Origin of the sequence: Chryseobacterium taklimakanense (genome assembly GCF_900187185.1) — a bacterium.
Lineage (GTDB): Bacteria > Bacteroidota > Bacteroidia > Flavobacteriales > Weeksellaceae > Planobacterium > Planobacterium taklimakanense.
In genome coordinates, this window is record NZ_LT906465.1 from 755,509 (window position 1) to 778,185 (window position 22,677).

General features: G+C 40.7%; 19 protein-coding genes. 6 read left to right on the forward strand and 13 right to left on the reverse strand.

From position 1 onward, the window contains the following. Positions 1-10: 10 nt before the first annotated feature. Together CKV81_RS03685 and CKV81_RS03690 are read right to left on the reverse strand one after the other, a co-directional pair. Positions 11-589, reverse strand: coding sequence for a hypothetical protein (locus CKV81_RS03685; RefSeq protein WP_095070520.1), 579 nt, complete (start codon positions 587-589; stop codon positions 11-13). An 18-nt stretch (positions 590-607) separates the two neighbouring features. Continuing rightward, a complete protein-coding gene (locus CKV81_RS03690; protein ID WP_095070521.1) occupies positions 608-1,096 on the reverse strand; it encodes an RNA polymerase sigma factor in 489 nt (162 codons plus the stop codon). Positions 1,097-1,281: 185 nt separating this feature from the next. Between CKV81_RS03690 and CKV81_RS03695 the strand changes: the two genes are divergently transcribed. Next, on the forward strand, positions 1,282-1,746 hold the full coding sequence (locus CKV81_RS03695; protein WP_095070522.1) for an MliC family protein: 465 nt from the start codon (positions 1,282-1,284) through the stop codon (positions 1,744-1,746). Between the two features lie 191 nt (positions 1,747-1,937). Here the strand turns inward: CKV81_RS03695 and CKV81_RS03700 are convergent, their stop codons facing one another. The 4 genes from CKV81_RS03700 to CKV81_RS03715 all read right to left on the reverse strand — a co-directional run bounded on the left by CKV81_RS03700 (position 1,938) and on the right by CKV81_RS03715 (position 5,088). After that, the gene (locus tag CKV81_RS03700) at positions 1,938-2,183 is read right to left on the reverse strand and encodes a hypothetical protein (RefSeq protein ID WP_157727361.1); all 246 of its coding nucleotides are present in this window, start codon (positions 2,181-2,183) and stop codon (positions 1,938-1,940) included. Positions 2,184-2,362: 179 nt separating this feature from the next. Further along, entirely contained in the window at positions 2,363-4,348 is a 1,986-nt protein-coding gene (locus tag CKV81_RS03705; RefSeq protein ID WP_095070524.1) for a urocanate hydratase, read from the reverse strand. Between the two features lie 161 nt (positions 4,349-4,509). Beyond that, positions 4,510-4,776 carry a prevent-host-death protein gene (locus CKV81_RS03710; protein WP_095070525.1) on the reverse strand — a complete coding sequence of 89 codons (267 nt, stop codon included), beginning with the start codon at positions 4,774-4,776 and terminating at the stop codon, positions 4,510-4,512. Positions 4,777-4,803: 27 nt separating this feature from the next. Continuing rightward, a complete protein-coding gene (locus CKV81_RS03715) occupies positions 4,804-5,088 on the reverse strand; it encodes a hypothetical protein (RefSeq protein WP_095070526.1) in 285 nt (94 codons plus the stop codon). A 195-nt stretch (positions 5,089-5,283) separates the two neighbouring features. Between CKV81_RS03715 and CKV81_RS03720 the strand changes: the two genes are divergently transcribed. Beyond that, positions 5,284-6,279 (forward strand): SDR family oxidoreductase, encoded by a 996-nt coding sequence (locus CKV81_RS03720; RefSeq protein WP_095070527.1) that lies wholly within the window; start codon positions 5,284-5,286, stop codon positions 6,277-6,279. A 116-nt stretch (positions 6,280-6,395) separates the two neighbouring features. Here CKV81_RS03720 and CKV81_RS03725 read toward each other — a convergent pair whose 3' ends face one another. Further along, entirely contained in the window at positions 6,396-7,046 is a 651-nt protein-coding gene (locus tag CKV81_RS03725; protein WP_095074207.1) for a protein-L-isoaspartate(D-aspartate) O-methyltransferase, read from the reverse strand. A 129-nt stretch (positions 7,047-7,175) separates the two neighbouring features. Here CKV81_RS03725 and CKV81_RS03730 point away from each other — a divergent pair, with 129 nt between their 5' ends. The 3 genes from CKV81_RS03730 to CKV81_RS03740 all read left to right on the forward strand — a co-directional run bounded on the left by CKV81_RS03730 (position 7,176) and on the right by CKV81_RS03740 (position 9,524). Then, the gene (locus tag CKV81_RS03730) at positions 7,176-8,138 is read left to right on the forward strand and encodes a Gfo/Idh/MocA family protein (RefSeq protein WP_095070528.1); all 963 of its coding nucleotides are present in this window, start codon (positions 7,176-7,178) and stop codon (positions 8,136-8,138) included. 166 nt (positions 8,139-8,304) lie between these two features. Next, positions 8,305-9,195, forward strand: coding sequence for a 3-hydroxybutyryl-CoA dehydrogenase (locus tag CKV81_RS03735; protein ID WP_095070529.1), 891 nt, complete (start codon positions 8,305-8,307; stop codon positions 9,193-9,195). Between the two features lie 80 nt (positions 9,196-9,275). Next, positions 9,276-9,524 carry a hypothetical protein gene (locus CKV81_RS03740; RefSeq protein WP_095070530.1) on the forward strand — a complete coding sequence of 83 codons (249 nt, stop codon included), beginning with the start codon at positions 9,276-9,278 and terminating at the stop codon, positions 9,522-9,524. Positions 9,525-9,573: 49 nt separating this feature from the next. On the opposite strand, the gene CKV81_RS03745 is transcribed toward CKV81_RS03740, so the two are convergent. The 3 genes from CKV81_RS03745 to dnaN all read right to left on the reverse strand — a co-directional run bounded on the left by CKV81_RS03745 (position 9,574) and on the right by dnaN (position 14,254). Further along, positions 9,574-9,975, reverse strand: a complete 402-nt coding sequence (locus CKV81_RS03745) for an META domain-containing protein (RefSeq protein WP_095070531.1) — start codon at positions 9,973-9,975, stop codon at positions 9,574-9,576. A 114-nt stretch (positions 9,976-10,089) separates the two neighbouring features. Beyond that, the gene (pheT, locus tag CKV81_RS03750; protein ID WP_095074209.1) at positions 10,090-12,492 is read right to left on the reverse strand and encodes a phenylalanine--tRNA ligase subunit beta; all 2,403 of its coding nucleotides are present in this window, start codon (positions 12,490-12,492) and stop codon (positions 10,090-10,092) included. A gap of 634 nt (positions 12,493-13,126) precedes the next feature. Then, complete coding sequence (gene dnaN, locus CKV81_RS03755) at positions 13,127-14,254, reverse strand: DNA polymerase III subunit beta (protein WP_095070532.1); 1,128 nt, start codon at positions 14,252-14,254, stop codon at positions 13,127-13,129. A gap of 153 nt (positions 14,255-14,407) precedes the next feature. On the opposite strand from dnaN, the gene CKV81_RS03760 reads away from it, so the two are divergent. Next, on the forward strand, positions 14,408-14,761 hold the full coding sequence (locus tag CKV81_RS03760) for a diacylglycerol kinase family protein (RefSeq protein ID WP_095070533.1): 354 nt from the start codon (positions 14,408-14,410) through the stop codon (positions 14,759-14,761). Between the two features lie 55 nt (positions 14,762-14,816). Here the strand turns inward: CKV81_RS03760 and CKV81_RS03765 are convergent, their stop codons facing one another. The 3 genes from CKV81_RS03765 to bglX all read right to left on the reverse strand — a co-directional run bounded on the left by CKV81_RS03765 (position 14,817) and on the right by bglX (position 22,674). Continuing rightward, positions 14,817-18,506 (reverse strand): phosphoribosylformylglycinamidine synthase, encoded by a 3,690-nt coding sequence (locus CKV81_RS03765; RefSeq protein ID WP_095070534.1) that lies wholly within the window; start codon positions 18,504-18,506, stop codon positions 14,817-14,819. 130 nt (positions 18,507-18,636) lie between these two features. Continuing rightward, the gene (gene purB, locus CKV81_RS03770; RefSeq protein WP_095070535.1) at positions 18,637-20,064 is read right to left on the reverse strand and encodes an adenylosuccinate lyase; all 1,428 of its coding nucleotides are present in this window, start codon (positions 20,062-20,064) and stop codon (positions 18,637-18,639) included. Between the two features lie 246 nt (positions 20,065-20,310). Continuing rightward, positions 20,311-22,674 carry a beta-glucosidase BglX gene (gene bglX, locus CKV81_RS03775; RefSeq protein ID WP_095070536.1) on the reverse strand — a complete coding sequence of 788 codons (2,364 nt, stop codon included), beginning with the start codon at positions 22,672-22,674 and terminating at the stop codon, positions 20,311-20,313. Between the last annotated feature and the right edge of the window lie 3 nt (positions 22,675-22,677).

A 22,677-nucleotide genomic window follows, 5' to 3' on the forward strand; every position in this document is an offset into this window, starting at 1 on the left:
GGGAAGTTTTTTATTTAAGTTGAGACATAATTTTTTCTATTTGCCGGATATATTTATCATAAAAATGATCCCACCACCATTTACCAAAACCTAATGTAAACGCCACAACGGCAAAAAAAATGATAAATGGTGCGTAATGCATGATTAAATCATCGTATTTAAAAAAATTATGCTTTTCCAAGAGTAGCAAAAGCATGGCGAAGAAAAACGGCACTGCTGCGATATAGAAAGATTTGTAGAGTTCAATATTCAGTTTTAATTCATATTTAATCTCCATTAATTGGTGAAAAGTTGAAAAATCGGAAGTGAAAAGTTTTACATATAATTTATAAAATTTGATATAGTAATACACAAATATAAAAACGAGAACCAAATAGAATGACCACCGTATAAATGGATTGGCAGAAAATACATGCGATAACGGAATTAATGCAATCATAGCTATTACATTTGACCAAAATTCCAACCTCATATTTTTGCGAATTTTCTCCAGCGGCATTCTTATTTCTTTTTGTTTTTCTAAAGAAATCTCGGGAGTTTCAGAAACTTGTTCTTCAGCCCATATATTTTTTAAATTTTCTAAGTCCATTTTTTTCAGATTTTAAAATTATTTTTGAACCATTTGTTTTAATTTTTCTTTAGCGCGGTTTAGTTTCACCCGGCAGTTTACCTCAGAAATTCCCAGCTGCTCCGCCATTTCCTTTCCGCTATAATTTTCCAAATAATAAAAAATCAAAGCTTTGTCAATAGCATTCAGTTGATGAATTGCGTTATAAAGTTTCTCGATTTTGATATCTTTCTCACCGGAATATTCTTCAGTTTCAACTTTTAAATTTTCAGTTTCAGTATTTTGTAGAAAACTTCTTTTCTTTTCATATTTTAAAAAAATAATTGCGGTGTTCAGCGCAATACGGTAGAGCCAGGTCGAAAACTCGCTTTCCCCACGAAAATTCGGAAAAGCTTTCCATGCCTGAAAAGTAATTTCCTGAAAAAGGTCTTTCTGGTCGTCATAATCGTCCATGTACATTTTAGAAATCTTGAAAACCACACCTTTGTGTTTTTCTATTTTTTCTAAAAATTCTTTTTCTAAGGACATCGGGAAGTTTTCTGTTCTGTTGGTAGTTAAAATAAGAAATTGTTACAGAAAATATCTTTTTTTTCGAAAAGTTTCAGAAATTTAAATTGCAAAATTCACTTCTAAAACCAACTTCAGTTAATTTAAAAAATTCGGAATGCAATTTGCAATGAAACCGGCGTTTACAAACCATTAAAAAAACGATTATGAAAAAATTATTGCTGGCTTCAGCTGCGGTGATTATGTTAGCCTCCTGCTCTAAAAAACAGGAAAAAACAGGAGCCATTACTACCGAGGAGACTACTATGACAAATCCGGACACGACCACAACTACTGTGGTAACACCGGTTGACTCTGCAACTGCAGTTACGGAAACCACTACGGCTACCACAGCCGACCAAACCAAAACCACCAAAACCACTACCGGGGAAGTTTATAAGTATACTAGCGACGACAGCAAAACCAATTTCAGTGTAATTTACGATGCCGAAAAAGGTACCGCAGCTGTAAAAAATGAAACTACCGGAAAAACTTATGATATGAAAAATGCGGTAAGCGGGAGCGGTGCCAAGTTTGAAGATAAAGACGGGAATTTCTTTTGGACGCACCAGGGCGAATTTACTTTCGGCAAAGGTGAAAAAGACCTGATTAAAGGTAAAGAAGTGAAATAATTTTGCCCCTCAAAGATAAAGAAGCCGTCTCAAGACAAAATTTTGAGACGGTTTTTTTGTTATTTTTAAATAATACCGTAAGCCATCAATACCATTTCGCTGTGGTAATGATTGTTTCACCTGGGTTTGCTAAAATATTCCGTGCAGCGATACTACAGATAATAAAATTGAAAAAAGTCCAAATATTGGCTTCATATCTTCCTGCCTGTAAGCAGATTAGTAACATTCAAAACCAAGAGAAAATAAAGGATTAAATTCTGAATAAAATTAAATTTCAGAAAAACAGTCCTGTCCCACCCTGTTAAATTGGGTTTTTCAATGCTTCTCATCTGCTCTATGAACTGCCTCGGAAAGCCGTAACTCTTTACTTCAAACATTCCTGAATATCCGCCTTCAGAATATAGCAAGGAAAGAACGGTCAAAATAATTCCGCCCATCAGTGAAATTAAAAGACTGCGGCTGCTCCACTGTCTTTGTTTTTTAATAATCCTGAAAAGAAAAATTAAGAACAGTAAAAACACTGAAATGTAAAAGAATTCCGTAAAAGTAAAGTTTCGGTGAATCATAGCTTAAAAATAAAACAAAAAACCTTACGGATACTTAAGGGTTTTTACTGTTATAATAAATTTTCATCCACAAAATTCGGCAGCGTCACTTTCAAATTCGGCTCTACTTCCATAGCCCGTTTGATTGCGAATATGGCACCTTCATTTCTGGCCCAGCTTCTCCGGGAAATTCCGTTGTTCACATCCCAGAACAGCATAGATTTCAGCCTTCGGTCGGCATCATCGCTTCCGTCGAGGAGCATCCCGAAACCGCCGTTGATCACTTCGCCCCATCCAACGCCGCCTCCGTTATGAATTGAAACCCATGTTGCGCCGCGGAAACTGTCGCCAATCACATTATGAATCGCCATATCTGCGGTAAATCTGGAACCGTCATAAATATTCGAAGTTTCACGGTACGGAGAATCTGTTCCCGAAACATCGTGGTGATCGCGACCCAGCACAACCGGCCCAATTTCACCGTTTTTAATAGCTTTGTTAAAGGCTTCGGCGATTTTCATACGGCCTTCCGCATCGGCGTAAAGGATTCTGGCCTGCGAACCGACCACCAGATTATTTTCTTGCGCACCTTTGATCCACTGGATATTGTCTGCCATTTGCTGCTGAATTTCCTCCGGTGAATTCTGCATGATTTCATTTAAAACAGAGGTTGCTATTTCGTCGGTTTTCTGCAAATCTTCAGATTTTCCGCTCGTGCAAACCCAACGGAACGGCCCGAAACCATAATCGAAACACATCGGCCCCATAATATCCTGCACATAACTTGGATATTTGAACTCGCGGCCCAAAGTTGAATGTTCCGCCAGCACATCGGCTCCTGCACGGCTTGCTTCCAGCAAAAATGCATTTCCGTAATCGAAGAAATAAGTACCTTTTGCTGTATGTTTATTAATGGCGGCGGCGTGTCTTCTCAAACTTTCCTGAACTTTTTCTTTGAACAGTTCCGGATTTTCGGCCATCATTTTATTGGACTCCCCGAAAGAAATTCCGGCCGGATAATAACCACCCGCCCACGGATTGTGAAGCGAAGTCTGGTCGGAGCCAATATCGATTTTCAAACCGGCTTCCTCAAATTTTTCCCACACTTCCACTACATTTCCAAGAAAGGCCAGCGAAACAGTTTCCTGATTTTCCTGCGCTTTTCTTACCCGTTCAACCAGTTCATCGAGATCTTCGTGAATTTCGTCCACCCATTTTTGATCGTGACGGATTTTGGTAATTTTTGGATTCACTTCCGCACATACCGTGATACAACCGGCAATATTTCCGGCTTTTGGCTGTGCGCCGGACATGCCGCCCAAACCGGAAGTTACAAACAAACCGCCTTTCGGTGATTTTTTTATTTTCCGGAAAGCGTTCAGAACCGTGATCGTGGTACCGTGCACAATGCCCTGCGGACCGATGTACATATAAGATCCGGCCGTCATTTGTCCGTACTGCGTCACGCCCAAAGCATTGAATTTTTCCCAATCGTCGGGTTTAGAATAGTTCGGGATCATCATTCCGTTGGTTACCACCACTCTAGGTGCGTCTTTATGTGAAGGAAAAAGTCCCATCGGATGACCGGAATACATCACCAAAGTCTGTTCATCTGCCATTTCCGAAAGATATTTCATCGTCAGAAGATATTGCGCCCAGTTGCTGAAAACCGCACCATTTCCCCCATAAGTAATCAGTTCATGCGGATGTTGTGCCACTGCATAATCCAAATTATTCTGTATCATCTGCATGATGGCTTTTGCCTGCTCTGATTTCCCGGGATATTCGGAAATTGGGCGTGCTTTCATCTCATAATCCGGACGGAAGCGGTACATATAAATTCTGCCATATTCTTCCAGTTCTTTTTTAAATTCCGGTAAAAGCTCGGCATGAAATTTCGGCTCGAAATAGCGTAAAGCATTTATAAGCGCAAGTTTTTTTTCTTCTTCATTGAGGATTTCCTTGCGTTTTGGTGCGTGGTTGATCTGCGGTTCGTACGGTTTTATTTGAGGAAGTTCTGTTGGAATTCCCTGTTGGATTTGTTCCCGAAAGGTCATTGTTACTTTTATTTGAAATTCGAAATTTTGAATTTGAGATTCTCACTCAAACTTTATGGCATTAAAGATATTCAAAAACCAAAATACGAAGCAAATTGACCTTAGAAACAAAAAATTCAGGCGATTTACCTGAATTTTCTGTAAATTGATTTAGCCTTAAATTATTCGTCATCTCCAGAAACCTGTTCAGCATTGCGTTTCCAGGCATCATCATACTCCTTTTGCTTATTGCTCCAGTCGTCCGGCGGGCACGTATTTTTGGCGTGGTTCATGAAACCTTCGTGTGTGGCTTCCTGATTTTTGCTGCGCATATCTGCGGCATAGTCTTTCGCCAGTTGATTTGGGTTGGTGTCCAGATTAGGATTGTTGGCTTTATTGCTTTCTAAATTGTCAAAATTTTGTGACTCTTTGAATCTGTTATTATCCATAATATTAAAATTTTGTGATTTGGTTTATTAATTAATGTCTTCCGGAGTTTCAAGGTTTTCGTGATTATCGCCGCCTAAACTCCAGTAATTGTTTTCTTCGTCCTCAGAACCGATGATCTGCTGCTGGTCGTCCATTTCTGAACCTGGAATATCCAGTCCGTCGGTAATTTCATCGTTTGAAACACTGTCAGTTTCCGGAATTCCGTCACCGTCCAGGGACACATGCGCCTCCTGATTGAAGATATCTTCATTTTCAGGATAATTCATTCTTTCAAGATTTTCGTCCTGTTCTTTTTTATTGTTCGGGTTCATATTTTTTATTTTGTGAAATGTAAAATTATCATATTAAATATTGTTCTCATTACACGATATTTTTAAAACTTTACAGTTTTTCAAAACTTCAAGAAACGGTTTATACAATTATTTTTATTGTTTATAAAATCAAATTCTCATGTACTGTTCTTCCTTTTTTCTTCATAAATTTAAGCACCAAAATACTTATTAAAAATGGAAGAAATTGCAAAAAAAGAAAGAAGCATAAAGGGCAAAACCGTTGTCGTAACCGGCGCATCCAGCGGAGTAGGACGTGCGGTTGCGGAAGCATTTGCACTGGAAGGCTGTAACCTTGTTTTGGCAGCTCGTGGTAAAGAAGGTTTGGATGAAGTGGTTCAACTTTGCCATGATCTTGAAGTAAGCGCTGTTGCTGTTCCCACCGACGTTTCCAATGCAGAGGAAGTTCAGAAACTTGCCGATAAAGCCCTCGAATTTAACGGGAGAATTGATATTTGGGTAAACAATGCCGGAGTGATGGCCAGCGGAAAATTCGAGGAAATCCCCATGGAAACCAACGAACAGGTGATTAAAACCAACCTTTTTGGATATATGAACGGTGCCTACAGCAGTTTGCCGGTTTTCAAAAAACAGCACGAGGGCGTTCTCATCAATAATATTTCGATTGGCGGATTTATGCCGGCTCCGTACAGCGCAGCATATTCCGCGTCAAAATTTGGGATTCGCGGGCTGATGGAGACTTTAGCCGGGGAAATTTCCAATTATCCGGATGTCCACATCTGCAATATTTATCCGCAGCTTCAAAAATCTACAGGAAATTTACATTCAGCAAAATATTCAGGGCTTGATTTAAAAATTCTGCCAATAGCTGCAGATCCGCGAGACACCGCGAAAAAAGTGGTGGAACTGGCAAAAAACCCAAAACAGCACAAGTTCCCCGATGCGATGTCTTACATCCTCACCAAAACCTACGGAATGTTCCCTAAAACCGTGATCAATACAGCTTCCGCAGGCTTGAGAATGATTATGAAATATGTAGACGCTCCGGCAAATCCCGGAAATGTCCTGGAACCTTCAGATAATCCGCACCGTATTTATGGAAAACCGATGCTTCCGGCGCCCTCAAAAAATGTTAAAAACGCTTTATTGACCGGAATCGGATTGGGATTTGGATATATGTTTTTGAAATCTAAGTTTTCTTCGAAAAAATAGTGTAGATTTTGTAGACAATTATTTATCAGTAGCGGCGGGCCCAGCCCGCTTTTTTTTATTGACAGCTCACTGACTTTAGCCTTAAAAATTATTTAAATAAAAATTTTTAATCCAAATCATTTATTCGTACTCCCCAGCATCGGCACAAATTTATATGCTCCAAATTCCTCCTTTTCAAATTCTGTTGGGGAAATTTTTGTAAAACGGAACAGCACCTGTTCATCGGCCGGGCCAAGCGGAATAACCATCTTCCCTCCTACTTTTAACTGTTTTAAAAGTTCAGTCGGCAAATTTTCTGCGCCGCAGGTCACGATAATTTTATCAAAAGGTGCAAAAGTCGGAAGCCCTGCGAAACCGTCACCGAAACTCTGAAATTTCGGGCGAAGATGCATTTCCTTTAATTTTTTTTGCGAAAAATCAAAAAGATCTTTCTGGCGCTCTACAGTGTAAACCAAAGTTTTCATCGCCACCAAAACCGCCGTTTGATAGCCGCAACCGGTACCGATTTCAAGGATTTTTTCACCGGGTTTTACCTGCAAAAGTTCAGTTTGCTCCGCCACCGTTGAAGGATGCGAAATCGTTTGGTGTGCCGCGATCGGAAAGGCGCGGTCTTCGTAAGCAAAATCCTCAAAAATACTTTCAATAAAGAGATGGCGCGGTACGGCGTTCATCGCACTTAACACATTTTCATCCGAAATTCCGATTTTTTCCCGGAGATAATCCACCAAAATTTTGCGCTTTCCCTTATGAACAAATGAATCCTGCATGTCACAAAAATAGGATTTTTTGTTGCAGGTTGCAATGCTGCAGCGTTGTAAAAAAGGCATAAATAAAGCAATAGCACCGTTTAGTTGCATCTTGTGCCAATTTCTTATCTTTGAAAAAACAAAATTTCTATGCTCAAAGCGGGTTTGGTCGGTGCAGGTCACCTCGGAAAAATTCACCTGAAACTACTTCAGCAAAGCGAAAAATACGATTTGGTTGGGTTTTACGATGCCGATGCCGAAAACGGAAGGAAACTGGAAGCAGAATTCGGTTATCAATATTTTGAAAATTTTGAGGACCTGCTTTCGCAAACCGACATGATTGATATCGTTACGCCAACGCTTTACCACTACGATTACGCGATGAAAGCCATCGAAAACCGCAAGCATTTCTTCATCGAGAAACCGGTTACCCAAACTTTACAGCAGGCTGAAGAAATTCTTTACAAATGTCGGGAGTTCGGCATCAAAGCGCAGGTTGGACACGTTGAACGCTACAATCCGGCCTTTATCGCAACCAAAGAATACATCAAGAACCCGATGTTCATTGAAATTCACCGTCTGGCGGAATTCAATCCGCGCGGAACTGATGTTTCGGTGGTTTTGGATCTTATGATTCACGATTTGGATATCTTGTTGAGTTTGGTAAAATCAAAAGTGAAAAACATCCATGCTTCCGGCGTTTGTGTGGTTTCAAAAACACCGGATATCTGCAATGCGAGAATAGAATTTGAAAACGGCTGTGTTGCAAACTTAACCACTTCAAGAATTTCTATGAAAGCGATGCGGAAATCCCGTTTTTTCCAGCAGGACGCCTATATTTCGGTAGATTTTTTAGAGAAAAAAGCCGAGGTGATCCGAATGAAAGAAGCACCGGAACATCCTACACCATTTGATATGATTATTGAAAATGCCGATGGTGAAAAAAACCAAATTTTGTTTGAATATCCGAACATCCAACCGAATAATGCGATTTTGGATGAACTGAATTCCTTTGCGGATGCCATCGAACAGAACAAAAATGTCGAAGTTTCTCTAGAAGACGGAACCGAAGCACTGAAAGTGGCGCTGGAAATTATGAAATTAATTTCTTAACCTTACAAGCTGAAAAACGTGGAGTTCTTAGGTTAATTTTTTTAGTGAATTTTAATATCTGATCCAAGGAAATTCAACACAAAATTCTCATGAAGTTGAAGGAAAGTAAAATAACAACCGGAAATATTATTACAAATCTATCTTGAACATAAATTTTTAAAATATAATGAAAAATATTGTAGTTATCGGCGCCGGAACTATGGGCAACGGTATTGCTCATACTTTTGCACAAACAGGATTTAAAGTAAATTTAGTTGATGTTTCACCCGAAGCACTTGACCGAGGTTTGAAAACCATCAGCACAAATCTTGACAGAATTATCGCAAAAGGCAACCTGACCGAAGAACAGAAAGCCGAAACTTTAGGGAATATTACCACTTTCACCGATGTTTCGGAAGCGGCAAAAAACGCAGACCTTATTGTAGAAGCTGCAACGGAAAATCAGGATTTGAAACTGAAAATCTTTAAGCAAATGGATGAAAGTGCGCCGGAAAACTGCATTTTGGCGACGAACACTTCCTCTATTTCCATCACAAAAATTGCGGCAGCAACGAAAAGACCGGAAAAAGTAATCGGAATGCACTTTATGAATCCGGTTCCGATTATGAAACTGGTGGAAATCATCAAAGGCTACTCTACTTCAAAAGAAACTTTTGACGCGGTTTACCAAATGAGCAAAACTTTGGGCAAAGTTCCGGTAGAAGTAAATGATTATCCTGGTTTTGTTGCAAACAGAATTCTGATGCCGATGATTAACGAAGCCATCGAAACTTTGTACAATAATGTTGCCGGCGTTGAAGAAATCGATACCGTAATGAAACTCGGAATGGCGCATCCGATGGGACCTTTGCAACTCGCAGATTTTATTGGACTGGATGTTTGTCTGGCGATTCTGAACGTGATGTACGACGGTTTCAAAAATCCGAAATACGCTCCGAATCCTTTATTGGTGAACATGGTAATGGCCGGAAAACTCGGTGTGAAATCCGGTGAAGGTTTTTACGATTATTCTGAAAGCAAGAAGGCAGAGAAAGTGGCAAAAATGTTTGTGAAGTAATTTTAACATAATTTAGAATTGAACGACTTAATTCTATAAATTTTTTATCTATCTTTGAGAAAGCTTAAAACATTAAAAAAATGAAATTACCTAAATTTTTATTGGCCGATAATTCCGATATGCCGGAAGATCTATTCGTAGTGCACACCGAATACCCGAGATTCATCCTGAATGTGGAGGAAGAAGAAGTGGAATGGTTGGATGATTTGGAAGGTGACGATGAAGAAACTATGGCTGACGAGGCTACAAAAGTAGTGGAGCAAGCCTTCAAATGGTGCGACGAGGAGCTCGCGAAATACGACGAAGAAGAGGACGACGAAGACGAATAAAGCAAAAAAGGAACTCAAAAACTGGGTTCCTTTTTTATGTTTAATTGTTTTAAAGCTTATTTAGTTTCATCAGGAGCAGATTATTCTTGTAGAGCTCCAGGGTGTTTCCGCTCACCACATATTTATTGGCTTCCTGCAGCATGCTGAGGAAATTGTTTTCAGTCTCCATATTTTCACAAGCCATTTTTGTTGCGCCAATACCGCTTGCAGAGAAATTTCCTGCAGTAGTATCCAGCATCAGCGTTCCAAAATAATTGTTGCAGCCGGCGTTTCCGGAAAGTTTATTATTTTCGATAATCAAAGTTGGTGTTTTGCCTTTCACTGTTTCTGCCAAAGTCCATTGTGTATTGGCGATTGAAACCTGCTTGGAACCAATTTTTGAAACGTTGGAAAGTGTTGTGCACGAAGAAACTGTAAAAACCGCGACTATTGATAAGAATAAATTTTTCATTGGATTTGTATATGAAACCAAATTTAAGAAAACTTCCCAGATTATCGCCGGCAGAGACAAAAAAAGTGCTCCAAGCGGAACACTTTTAACATTATTTAAATTTTAGAATGCTTCTTAACCACGTAATTCAGCGTTGAATTCTTTGGTGAAAGATTTGATCAGTGAATTCATCACTTCAGCAATTTCTTTTTCTTCCAAAGTTTTTTCTTCATTTAAAAGTTCGAAACTCATCGCATAGGATTTTTTTCCTTCCGGAAGGTTTTTGCCTTCGTAAACATCGAAAAGATTGATATTTTTCAAGTATTTTGAAGGATTTTTTCGGGCTACTTTATATAAGTCGCTGTAAGAAACACTTTTATCCAAAAGCATTGCCAAATCTCTTCTGATTTTGTTGAATTTCGGAATATCCACAAACTTGAAATTGTCTTTTTTACGAAGCTGCTGTGCGGCTTCCAGCTCGATTTCTGCATAGAAACATTCCTGGTCTGTATCGAAATCTTTCAGCATTTGTGCAGAAACTTTTCCAAGTCTCGCTAAAGTTTTTCCTTCTGCAACCAGTTCGACGGCATCAGAAAATCTTTCATCAGCAGATGCTTTTTCCTCAATTTCAAGGTTCAATCTGCTTAAAAGTAGCTGAACATAACCTTTTAAATAATAAAAATCCGTGGCAGATTTTGGCTGAAGCCAGTTTTCAGCTTTATCTCTTCCTGTTACTAAAATTGCTAGCTGTTTTCTTTCTTCGTACTTGTCTTTTTTATGGTATATTTTTCCAAGTTCAAAAAATTTGATGTCCGGAGTTTTCCGATTGATGTTGTAGATGGCATTTTCCAGCAGCCCTTCCATTAAAGATTTCCGCATAAAAGCCAGATCGCCACTCAACGGATTCAGCAATTTTACCGCATTTGTATCATCTTTCACGGACGTCAGAGAGTTATTCATCACCTCATTGAAGCCATTGGCCTGCAAAGTCCTCGCCCACAAGTTTTCAAGTTCATCCTGATCATCCAAATTTAATTTTACCGGTGTAAACGAGATTTTTTGCGGCGCATCAACTTTATTGTAGCCATAAATCCGCAAAATTTCCTCAATAACGTCGATTTCCCGTGTGACATCCGCTTTGAATGTTGGCACGGACAGCTCCAGACCGTTTGGAATTTCATTTAGAATTTGAATATCAAGCGATCTTAAAATTTCTTTTACTTTCTCCCGATGAATCTTTATACCTAAAATCTGGTCCAGCATCGAATATCTCAGCACCACATAATGGCCATCAATCTTATTTGGGTAATGTTCTAAAAGCGAACCCACCATTTGGCCTCCAGTAATGTCCTCAATCATTTTGATAGCGTAAGTAATTGCCGTTCTTGTATTGTTCGGATCAACACCTCTCTCAAAACGGAACGATGCATCCGTATTCAACCCATGGAACTTCGCACCTTTTCTTACGGATACCGGATTGAAGTAGGCACTTTCTAAAAACACAGTTGTCGTTTCGGCAGAGACTCCTGAATTTTCACCACCAAAAACCCCCGCAATGCACATCGGATTGTCATCGCCGTCTTTGATCATAATTTCGGAACCGTTCAGTGTACGCTCAGCACCATCAAGCGTTTTAAATCTTGTTCCCGGAGCATTTAAGCCGACTTTTAATTTTCTGCCTGCAATTTTATCAGCATCGAAGGCGTGCATAGGCTGGCCGAAACCGTGAAGGATGTAGTTGGTAATATCAACCACATTATTAACCGGACTCAAACCTATTGCCTGCAGACGGTTCTGCAGCCATCCGGGAGAGTCTTCCACTGTCACGTTTTCAATCACTGCGCCGATATATCTTGGGCAAAGTTCGCTGTCCTCAACTTCCAGTTGGAAATCTGTATTACCTTCAGTTTTCAAAGGTTGCGAAACAGCTTTTTCAAAATCGGATTTCAAACCGTTTGATGAAAGGAAAGCGTGCAGATCCCGTGCTACACCGTAGTGCGACATCGCATCGGTACGGTTGGGTGTAAGGCCGATTTCGTAAACATCATCACTTACGATATCAAAATATTCTGCAAAATCAGTCCCGATTTTATATTTTTCCTCATCCAGGATCATAATTCCGCCGTGGTCGTCGCTCAGTCCCAACTCATCTTCAGCACAGATCATTCCCTGGGACTTCTCGCCGCGGATTTTAGCTTCTTTGATCTCGAAAAAACTGCCGTCTTTGGCATAAATTTTTGTTCCGACTGTTGCCACTGGAACCGTCTGTCCCGCCTCCACATTTGGTGCGCCGCAAACGATTTCGAGGATGGTACCGCTGCCGACATCCACGGTTGTTTTTTTCAGTTTGTCAGCATTTGGATGTTTTTCGCACGTTAAAACTTTTCCTACAACTACGCCTTCCAAGCCGCCGCGAATATTTTCAAATTTCTCGATGCCTTCCACCTCCAGACCAATGTCGGTAAGGTACTCGCCAATTTTTTCGGTTTTAAGGTCGGTTGAGATAAAATCTTTCAGCCAGTTATTTGAGATTTTCATTCTAAAATTAATTTCTATTTGAAGTTTGAGATGTGAATTTCCCGCGCTTCCGGATAAGGTGCAAATATCGGGATTTTTGAATAAATGCGGAATTTTTTGAATGTGTGTTTTTCTCCGGCAGATTATGGGAATTGCGCTGATTTTTTTACACACGGATTTCACAGATTTACACAAATTTAAAACTTGGAATATAATAGCTTCGGAAGTGTGCGTTTTTTCTCCCGCGAATAATACGGATTGCGCTGATTCTTTCTTGCACAGCTTCTACATAATAAAAAATTGACGATAAATAATCTGTGTAAATCTGTGTAATCTGTGTGATTTATTTTCTCTCGCAGATTGGGCGGATTGCACTGATTTCTTGAATATTTTTTAACCACAGAGACACGAAGATTACACGAAGGACACAATGTGTAACTATTTTTATGACACAAGTGTTATAGTTTTTTTAGTTTAAAAATGTTGGAAAGTTCTTCTAGTCCGGATTGCAGTGGAAATCCTTTTTGTTGCGCAGCAAGAAAAAGATTGGAACGGAAAGCCGGCTGTTCCGTGAAACGAAAGTGAAAACCTTCTGCTCCTAAAAATAAAAAGAGGCTTGAAATCTCAAACCTCTGTTCTGTTTTACAATTGTTTTCTACATTCCGATAACCGGCATAGAAAGCATCAGCAGGTGTTCGTTTTCCTCGAGTCCGTCAACCGGTTCCACAATTCCCGGGCGGTTTGGCTGGGACATTTTCATGGTGATATCGTCGGCGCCAATGACGGAAAGCATCTCCGTAAGGAATTTTGAGCTGAATCCGATGTTGATGTCGTCACCATTATAGTCGCAAGGAATCTGCATATCGGCCTTGTTTGCATATTCAGTGTCTTCGGCGTGTAAGTGCAGAATGTTGCCCGAAAGCTTGAAACGGACCTGATTGGTGGATTTATTAGACATGATGGAAGCCCTTCTGATCGCGTTAAGAAGAAGATTTCTGTTAATCGTCAGGACGTTAGGATTTTCCTTTGGTATAACTGCGGAATAATTTGGGTACTTGCCATCGATTAAACGGCAAATCCAGATGTTGTTTCCGAAAGTGAATTTCGCCATATTCTCGTTAAACTCGATGGTTACTTCGTCACCCGAATTTGCAAGGATATTTTTGAAAATACTTAAAGGTTTCTTCGGCATGATGAATTCCATCGGTTCGGAAATCAGGTCTTTTCTCTTGTAAACCACCAGTCTGTGGGAGTCTGTAGAAACGAAATTGGTTTCTTCCTCGCCAAACTGGAACAAAACGCCCGTCATCACCGGCCGAAGTGAGTCGTTTGAAGTTGCGAAAAGCGTATTGTTTAGAGCTTCTGAAAGAATGCCAGCGGGAATTTTCACGCTTTGGGCCGCATCAAATTCGGGAAGTTCAGGATAATCTTCCGCATTGTCGAGTGCGCAAACGAAGTTATCTTTTTCATCTAAAATTTCAAGAACACTGCCGCTTCCTTCTGCGTTTTCTTTCACAGAAAGTGTGAGCGGATGATCGCCAAAAGTCTTTATTAAATCCTGGATGGTTTTTGCAGGAACTGCAATTTTTCCCGTATCATCAGATTTCACTTCCACAGTTGTCACCAGAGTGGTTTCACCGTCGGAAGCCGTAATTTTAAGATTGTTTTCATTTAATTCGAAAAGATAGTTTTCAAGAATTGGCCTGGACTGTGAACTTGAAATTACTCCGCTGACCGTTTGCAGCGCCTTCCACAATTCACCACTCGAAACAATAAATTTCATAAAACTTTATAATTTTTACAAATATATGAAATAGAAGCAGAAAAGAGAAAATATAAACCGAGAGTTATTAACAAAAATCATTGAAAATGGAAAACGAAAAACTGCGCTTTTGCCTGAAGCAGAAAAAATGTTTTTTCTTTTATCTTTGTACTGATGAGAAAACCGCCGCTTCATAAAAGTTTTGGTAATGCCATTAGGGGAATTACCGGTATGATAAGTTCTGAACGGAATTTTCAGTTTCACATTCTGGCCCTGATCATTAATCTTTTTCTAATTGTTTTTCTCGAATTAAATTCCACCGATACCGCCCTCATCTTCATCGTTTGCTTTGGCGTAATGAGCACCGAAATTCTGAACACTGCCATCGAGAAAATTTGCGATTTTGTTCATCCGGAATTCGATGAGCGGATAAAATTCATCAAAGATATATCGGCGGGAGCAGTAACGCTGATGGCAATTTTGGCCGTTATTGTCGGCTTTTTGGTTTATCCTAAATATCTTTTCTAGACTGAATTAAAATTTGCCGCGAATATAATAAGCCTATTGCACTCGCGGCAAGAATCTATTTAAAATACTCCACTCCGTTCCGGAAAATATTATGATAATTCGCGGTCGGGATATTTTTCAGCAAACCTTCTGTAAATCTTTCCGGGTGCCCCATTCTGCCATAAATTTTTCCGTCAAGTGAAGTAATTCCTTCAATTCCGAAAAGGGAATTATTTGGATTGAAAGGCATTCCGTGAGCGATATTTCCGTCAAAATCTACATACTGCGTTGCAATCTGTCCGTTTTTGTAAAGTTTGGTCAACACTTCTTCCGACGCCATAAAACGGCCTTCCCCATGTGAAATGGGAATGGTAAAAAGCTGGCCTTTTGTTCCTTTCAACCAAGGAGAATCGTCATTGGCCACTTTTACATTCACCATTTGAGAAATATGTCTTCCTATGGCATTGTGAGCCAAAGTTGGCGAATTTTCATCCAAATCACGGATTTCACCGTATGGCAATAGTCCTGATTTAACCAAAGCCTGGAAACCGTTGCAGATCCCGAGGATCATCCCGTCGCGCGCCAAAAGTTCGTGAACGGCGTCTTTCATTTTTTGGTTTTTCAGAACATTGACAATGAATTTCGCAGAACCGTCCGGTTCGTCGCCCGCTGAAAATCCACCGGAAAAAACCAGAATCTGGGACTGCTGAATTTCTTTCACCCAATTGTCGATACTTTTGTTGAGCAGGTCATTATTCAGATTCAAAAGTGGCAAACTGTGAACATCCGCACCTTCTTTCCGGAATGCATTTTGGGTTTCGTACTCGCAGTTCGTTCCCGGAAAAGCAGGCACAAAAACGCGGGGTTTTGCGATGTTATGCTTTTTGAGGAAGATATTTCTAGGTTCGGTTGAGTTCAGTTTTTCATCAATTTCAACCACAATTTTTTCTTTTTCTTTGGTTGGAAAAAGTTCTTCAAACGTATGGTAATTTACCTGAATTAATTTTTCGATTTCAAATTCAAAATTGTTGATTACCAATATGTTTTGATTTTTAACTTCACCGATATATTGAAGTAAACTGTCGTCAATTTTTTCTGTGGATTCAATAATGAGGCCGCCGATATTTTTATCTAAGAGCAGTTTTTCATCAACAGAAATTTCAGCACCCAGTTTATTTCCGAAAGTCATTTTGGCAACCGCAACCGCAACTCCACCGTCTTTAACCGTCTTTACAGAAACTACTTTCTTCGACTTTATATTTTCGTGAATTAAATCAAAAACAGAAATCAGCCTTTCATAATTCGGTAAACCACTTTCGTTAAATTCATTTCTGAAATGATAGATGAAATTCCCCGCTTCTTTAAATTCCGGAGAAATTACCGTTGATTTTTCACCGTTGGCACACGCGAAGGAAATCAAAGTTGGTGGCACATTAATGTCCTGATACGTCCCCGACATAGAATCTTTACCACCAATCGCGGCAAGGCCAAAATTCATCTGTGCATCATATGCGCCGAGCAACGAGGCCAGAGGTTTGCCCCATTTCTCAGGATTCGAGCCCAGTTTTTCAAAATATTCCTGGAAACTCAAACGGATATTTCTGAAATTTCCGCCCAAGGCCACAATTTTCGCCACGCTTTCCACAACGGCCAAACTTGCGCCCACCAGAGAATTCTGCTGGGAAATTTCAGCATCAAACCCCCAACTTGCAAACGAAACGGTCTCAACATTTTCAGCGTTCAAAACGGGCAAAGTCTGCACGCTTCCCTCAGTTCCGGTCAACTGATATTTTCCGCCAAAAGGCATTGCAACCGTCGTTCCGCCCACCGTGGAATCAAACATTTCCACTAAGCCTTTTTGCGAAGCAACATTTTTACCGGCTAAAATTTTAAGGAAATTTTCCTCGTTGAAATTGATGTTTTCTGACGCAATTTCCTGTAAATGGTTCACCTTTGCATGCTGTTTCTTACTACAACCGCTCGTATCGAGGAAATTACGGCTCAGATCCACTATTTTCTGTCCGTTCCAGAACATCTGCATCCTTCCGCTGTCTGTAACTTTCGCAATTTCAACAGCTTGGATGTTTTCCTGTTCGCAGAAGCGGATGAATTTTTCTTTATCTTTTTCCTCAATCACGACCGCCATTCTTTCCTGGGATTCGGAAATAGCGAGTTCAGTTCCGTTCAAGCCATCATATTTCAAAGGCAAAACATCGAGGTTAATTTCCAGCGAATCAGCAATTTCACCAATCGCCACGGAAACTCCTCCCGCGCCAAAATCGTTGGATTTTTTAATTAAAGTGGTCACTTCCGGATTTCGGAAAAGCCTTTGAATTTTGCGTTCTTCCACCGCATTTCCTTTCTGAACCTCGGTCGAAAGCGTATGAATCGACGTTTCATCCTGCTCTTTCGAACTTCCGGTGGCGCCACCCACACCGTCACGTCCTGTTGCTCCACCCAGCACAATCACGACATCGCCCACTGCCGGTTTCTCGCGACGAACCCAATTTTTCGGGACCGCACCGGCGACAAAACCAACCTCCATTCTTTTGGCCTTATACCCTTCATCGTAAATTTCTGAGACGTGGGTCGTGGCCAGTCCAATCTGGTTTCCGTAGGAAGAATAGCCGTTTGCGGCCTGTTTGGTAATCGTTCTTTGCGGAAGTTTCCCCGGCAAAGTTTCGGAAACCGGTTCCAGGACATCAGCAGCGCCAGTTAAACGCATCGCCTGGAACACAAACGCTCTTCCCGACAAAGGATCGCGTATCGCACCGCCCAGGCATGTGGAAGCACCGCCAAAAGGCTCAATTTCCGTAGGGTGATTGTGTGTTTCGTTCTTGAAAAGCAAATACCAAGGCTCTTTTTTCCCGTCAAATTCTGCCTCGATTTCAATCGTGCAGGCATTGATTTCATCAGAAACAACGAGGTTCTCCAGTTTTCCGGTTTTATGGAAATACCTTGCGCAAACCGTCGCCAAATCCATTAAAGAAATCGGTTTGGCTTCGCGTCCGAGGAATTTTCTTTTTTCCAGATAATCACTGAAAATTTGGTCTAAAGTGTCCTTAAACTTTCCTTCAAACTGAATATCTGTGAGTTCCGTCTCAAATGTGGTGTGACGACAATGGTCGCTCCAATACGTATCCAGAACTTTGAGTTCTGTTTCGGTTGGATTGCGGTTTTCAGATTTAAAATAATTCTGAATAAATTCCAGGTCGTCAAAACCGAAGGCAAAGCCGTGCTGACTGTAAAAATCCTGAAGCTGTGGAGTCGTAAAATGGATGAAACCATCGTGTGTTTTTACCGGATCCGGGGTTTCTTCGGCCGGAATTTGCAGTTTGGTGAGATTTTTTTCCTGGGATTCCACCTTGTTGATGAGCAAATCTTTGATTTTAACCAAATCATTTTCTGTAACGCCAAAAAGCTCAATAAGTTTGCCGCTTCTAACCTGGGAATTATTATTCTCCGTCAGCAAAACAATACACTGCTGTGCTGAATCAGCTCTTTGGTCGTATTGCCCAGGAAGAAATTCTGTCGCAAAATGAAGGTTTTCAGCAGGATTGTTTTCGTGCAGAATATCAGTGACAGGATCTACAAAAGTGTTGTGTACGACTTTTGAATACTCATCATCACTCAGCCCGAAAATATCATAAACGTTGTAAACTTTAACGTTCTGAATTCCCGGAACGATATTTTTGATTTCATTAAAAACTTTTGGACTTTCAACATCGAAAACTCCTCTTTTTTCTACGAAAATTCTTTTGTTCATTTTCAATTTTTAGAAGTTAGAGGTTAGATTTTAGAAGTTAGAGTTTTCAATGCGTAAGCAATTTCTAACTTCTAATTTCTAACTTCACATTATTAAAAAATGCAGACGAAGTAGCCTGCATCTAAAGATTTTACACTTTCAGATCCGCTTCCAGGCCGATTTCGTGGGAATATTTATCCAGGATGGGCTGAACTTCGTTTTTAATGAATTCTTCAGTTTGGATGGGCGCGAAACCGATGAAGTTTTTTGGATCTAGCACTTCTGCGATTTTGGATTTGTCCATTTTCAGGGAAGGATCGTTCATAATTCTTTCAATCAGATCGTTTTCCTTTCCTTCTATTTTCACTTTTTTGCTGGCTTCCATAGAGTGAACGCGAATGGTTTCATGGATTTCCTGGCGGTCGCCACCGGCTTTCACTTCTTCCATAATGATGTATTCGGTCGCCATAAACGGAAGTTCCTCCATAATGTGTTTATGGATGCGGTTTTCGTACACCACGATGCCGTTCATGATATTGTTCCAGATCAGCAAAACAGCATCAACCGCCAAAAATGCCTGAGGAATCGTAAGGCGTTTGTTCGCAGAATCGTCCAGGGTCCTTTCAAACCACTGTGTTGCAGCTACCATTGCGGAACTGGAGGACAGCGACATCACATATTTTGCCAACGCACCGATTCTTTCAGAACGCATCGGATTTCTTTTGTAAGCCATTGCGGATGAACCGATTTGATTTTTTTCGAAAGGTTCCTCAATTTCCTTTAAATTCTGCAAAAGCCGTAAATCGTTGGTGAACTTGTGTGCTGACTGTGCGATATTTGAAAGGAGGGAAACTACTTTCGCATCGATTTTACGGTCGTAAGTTTGTCCGGAAACACCGAACACTTTCTCAAAACCAAATCTGGCGGAAAGTTCTTTGTCCAAATGTTTCACTTTGGAATAATCGCCATTGAACAACTCCAAAAAGCTCGCGGCAGTTCCCGTGGTTCCTTTTACTCCTCTGAATCTCAAGGTTTCAAGAAAAAATTCAAGTTCTTCAAAGTCTAAAATCAAGGACTGCAGCCACAAAGTTGCTCTTTTTCCAACGGTCGTCAGTTGCGCAGGCTGATAATGAGTGAATCCTAAGGTGGGCAAATCTTTATATTTCAGAGCAAAATCGGAAAGACCTTTAATGACGTTCACCAACTGTTTGCGGAGAATTAAAAGCCCGTCGCGAATCTGAATCAGATCTGTATTATCACCTACGAAAGCCGAAGTTGCGCCCAAATGAATGATTCCTTTTGCGGAAGGTGCCACATCGCCATAAGTATGAACGTGAGCCATCACATCGTGCCGGAACTTCTTCTCATATTCCGCGGCCTTATCATAATCAATGTTTTCAGCATTGGCTTTAAGCTCCTGAATCTGCTCATCAGAAATCTCCAAACCTAAATCCTTTTCGATTTCGGCAAGGGTAATCCAAAGTTTCCTCCAGGTACGGAATTTATTGTTGGGTGAGAAATTGAAGAGCATTTCCTCACTGGAATAGCGTTCTTCCAATGGGTTTTTATATGAATTCATTCTTTCGATTTTACTTTTGCGATGCACAAAAATACGAAAAAAAGAAAGACTTTGAAAGTCAGTTCTCCGTGATTACTGAAACCTTTAATGAAAGGAGGTCCGTTGGTGAATCTAGTCGGTATAAACTATAATACAACTATACTACAACCTGGGTAGCTATAGGTTTTATCTTTTATTAAACACATGCTTATATAAACACAAAAAGCCACTCTTAAAAAGTGGCTTTCAGCAATAGAATTTAATAATTTATTTGCTCCAGTTAATCCGTGCAGTTTTCACATCGGCGGAACTTGTTCCTATCATAATATCGAAATCACCGGCTTCCCAATCGTATTTTAAATTATTATCGTAAAACTTCAAGTCGTCCGGAGTGATATTGAAAGAAACTTGTTTGCTTTCTCCTTTTTTCAGGAATATTTTTTGGAAGCCTTTCAGTTCCTTTATCGGCCTCGTGTTGCTACCCACCAGATCGCGGATATACAGCTGCACTACTTCTGCACCGTCATAATTGCCGGTATTTTTTACGTTTACAGAAGCCTGAATGCTTTGGTTACCGGTTGGATTGGTTTTTGAAACCGTCAATTCGGAATATTCAAATTTAGTATAGCTCAACCCGTAGCCGAAAGGATAAAGCGGCGTGTTACACTCATCCATATAATTTGATCGGAAACGCTGATATTCACATTTATCAGTTAGAGCTGCATCAAGCGGGCGGCCTGTATTTTTACGGTTATAATATATAGGAATCTGTCCAACACTTCTCGGGAAAGTCATAGGAAGTTTACCCGAAGGATTTACTTTTCCAAAAAGAATATCTGCTACGGCATATCCAGCTTCAGTTCCCGGAAACCACGCATTTATAATGGCTTCGGAGGTATCTTTGATATTTGTTAAGGTAAGCGGACGCCCAGTCAGGAGCACGACAACGATTGGTTTGCCGGTTTTCTTCAGTTCGTTCAGCAAACGAACCTGCGATGCCGGAATATCAATATTAGCACGGGAAGAAGATTCACCGCTCATTTCAGCACTTTCACCGATTGCCAAAACCACAACATCAGCCTGTTCAGCGACATTTAAAGCTTCTTTTATCATCAATGAAGGTTCACGTGAATCGCGGTCAACAACCTTTCCATGGGCTGCATACACATCTTCCAATACCTTGTTATCCTCAACGTTTGCACCTTTGGCAGTCAGAATTTTAACATTTTTGCCGACGCTTTCCTGAAGTCCTTTTAAGAGTGTTACAGCAGAACCGTGTTTGGTTGCAACAGACCAGGTTCCTGCCATGTTTACGGAGTTATCTACCAGCGGACCAATCAATGCAATGGTTCCTTTTTGCTTTAATGGAAGAATATTTTTGTCATTTTTAAGTAAAACCATAGACTGTGCAGCTACATTTCTAGCTACTGCACGATTTGACGCATTGAAAACTTCTTTTTGAGCATCATTGGCGCTGCCGTAGCGGTAAGGGTCTTCGAACAATCCCAGATCATATTTGGCTTCAAGAATTCTTCTGGCCGCCTGAGTAATCTGCGCTTCTGAAACTTTTCCTTCGCTTACGGACTGCTTTAAAGTTTTCAGGAAACCTTCGCCCACCATATCCATATCGATACCTGCATTCATCGCAAGCGCTGAGACGTGCTGAAGATCACCCATTCCGTGATCAATCATTTCATTGATACCTGTATAATCGGTCACAATAAATCCGTTAAAGCCCCATTTCTTGCGAAGTACATCGTCCATTAGCCATTTGTTACCGGTGGCTGGAATTCCGTCCACTTCATTGAATGACGCCATCACCGATGCTACTCCGGCATCCACAGCTGCTTTGTAGGGCGCAAAATATTCATTGAACATCCTGGTATGGCTCATATCCACTGTGTTGTAATCGAGGCCGCCTTCAGGAGCGCCATAAAGCGCAAAGTGTTTTACACAGGCCAAAATCGTGTTCTTGTCCGCCAAATTTTTTCCCTGATACCCATAAACCATGGCTCTAGCAATTTGACTTCCGAGATAGGGATCTTCACCAGCGCCTTCAGAAACACGTCCCCAACGCGGTTCGCGCGAAATATCAACCATTGGCGAAAAAGTCCAGTTAATACCATCTGAAGCGGCCTCACGAGCAGCAATTCGGGCGGATTGCTGTACCAAATTCATATCCCATGAAGCTGCAAGTCCCAACGGGATTGGGAATGTTGTTTCATAACCATGGATGACGTCCATACCGAAGATCAGAGGAATTTTCAGACGTGATTTTTCTACTGCGACTTTCTGTACGGCGCGGATTTTTTCAGCACCTTTGATATTGAAAAGCCCGCCAACAAGTCCCTGTTCAATCTTTTTGCCGATATCTGAACTTTGTGCCTGTCCGGTAGTGAAGTCTCCGGCACTTGGAAGGTTGAGCTGACCAATCTTTTCATCCAAAGTCATTTTGGCAAGAAGCGCATCAACGAAGGATTTTCTTTTAGTATTATATTCGTTATTCTGATAACTCTGAACCGGCTGGTTAACGATTTCAGAATGAATTGCCGGTGAGACAACTGCTTTCTTTTTTTGTGCAAAACCATTAGTGGAGAGCGCTGCAAGCGCGATAATTGCGATCTTCTTCATAAT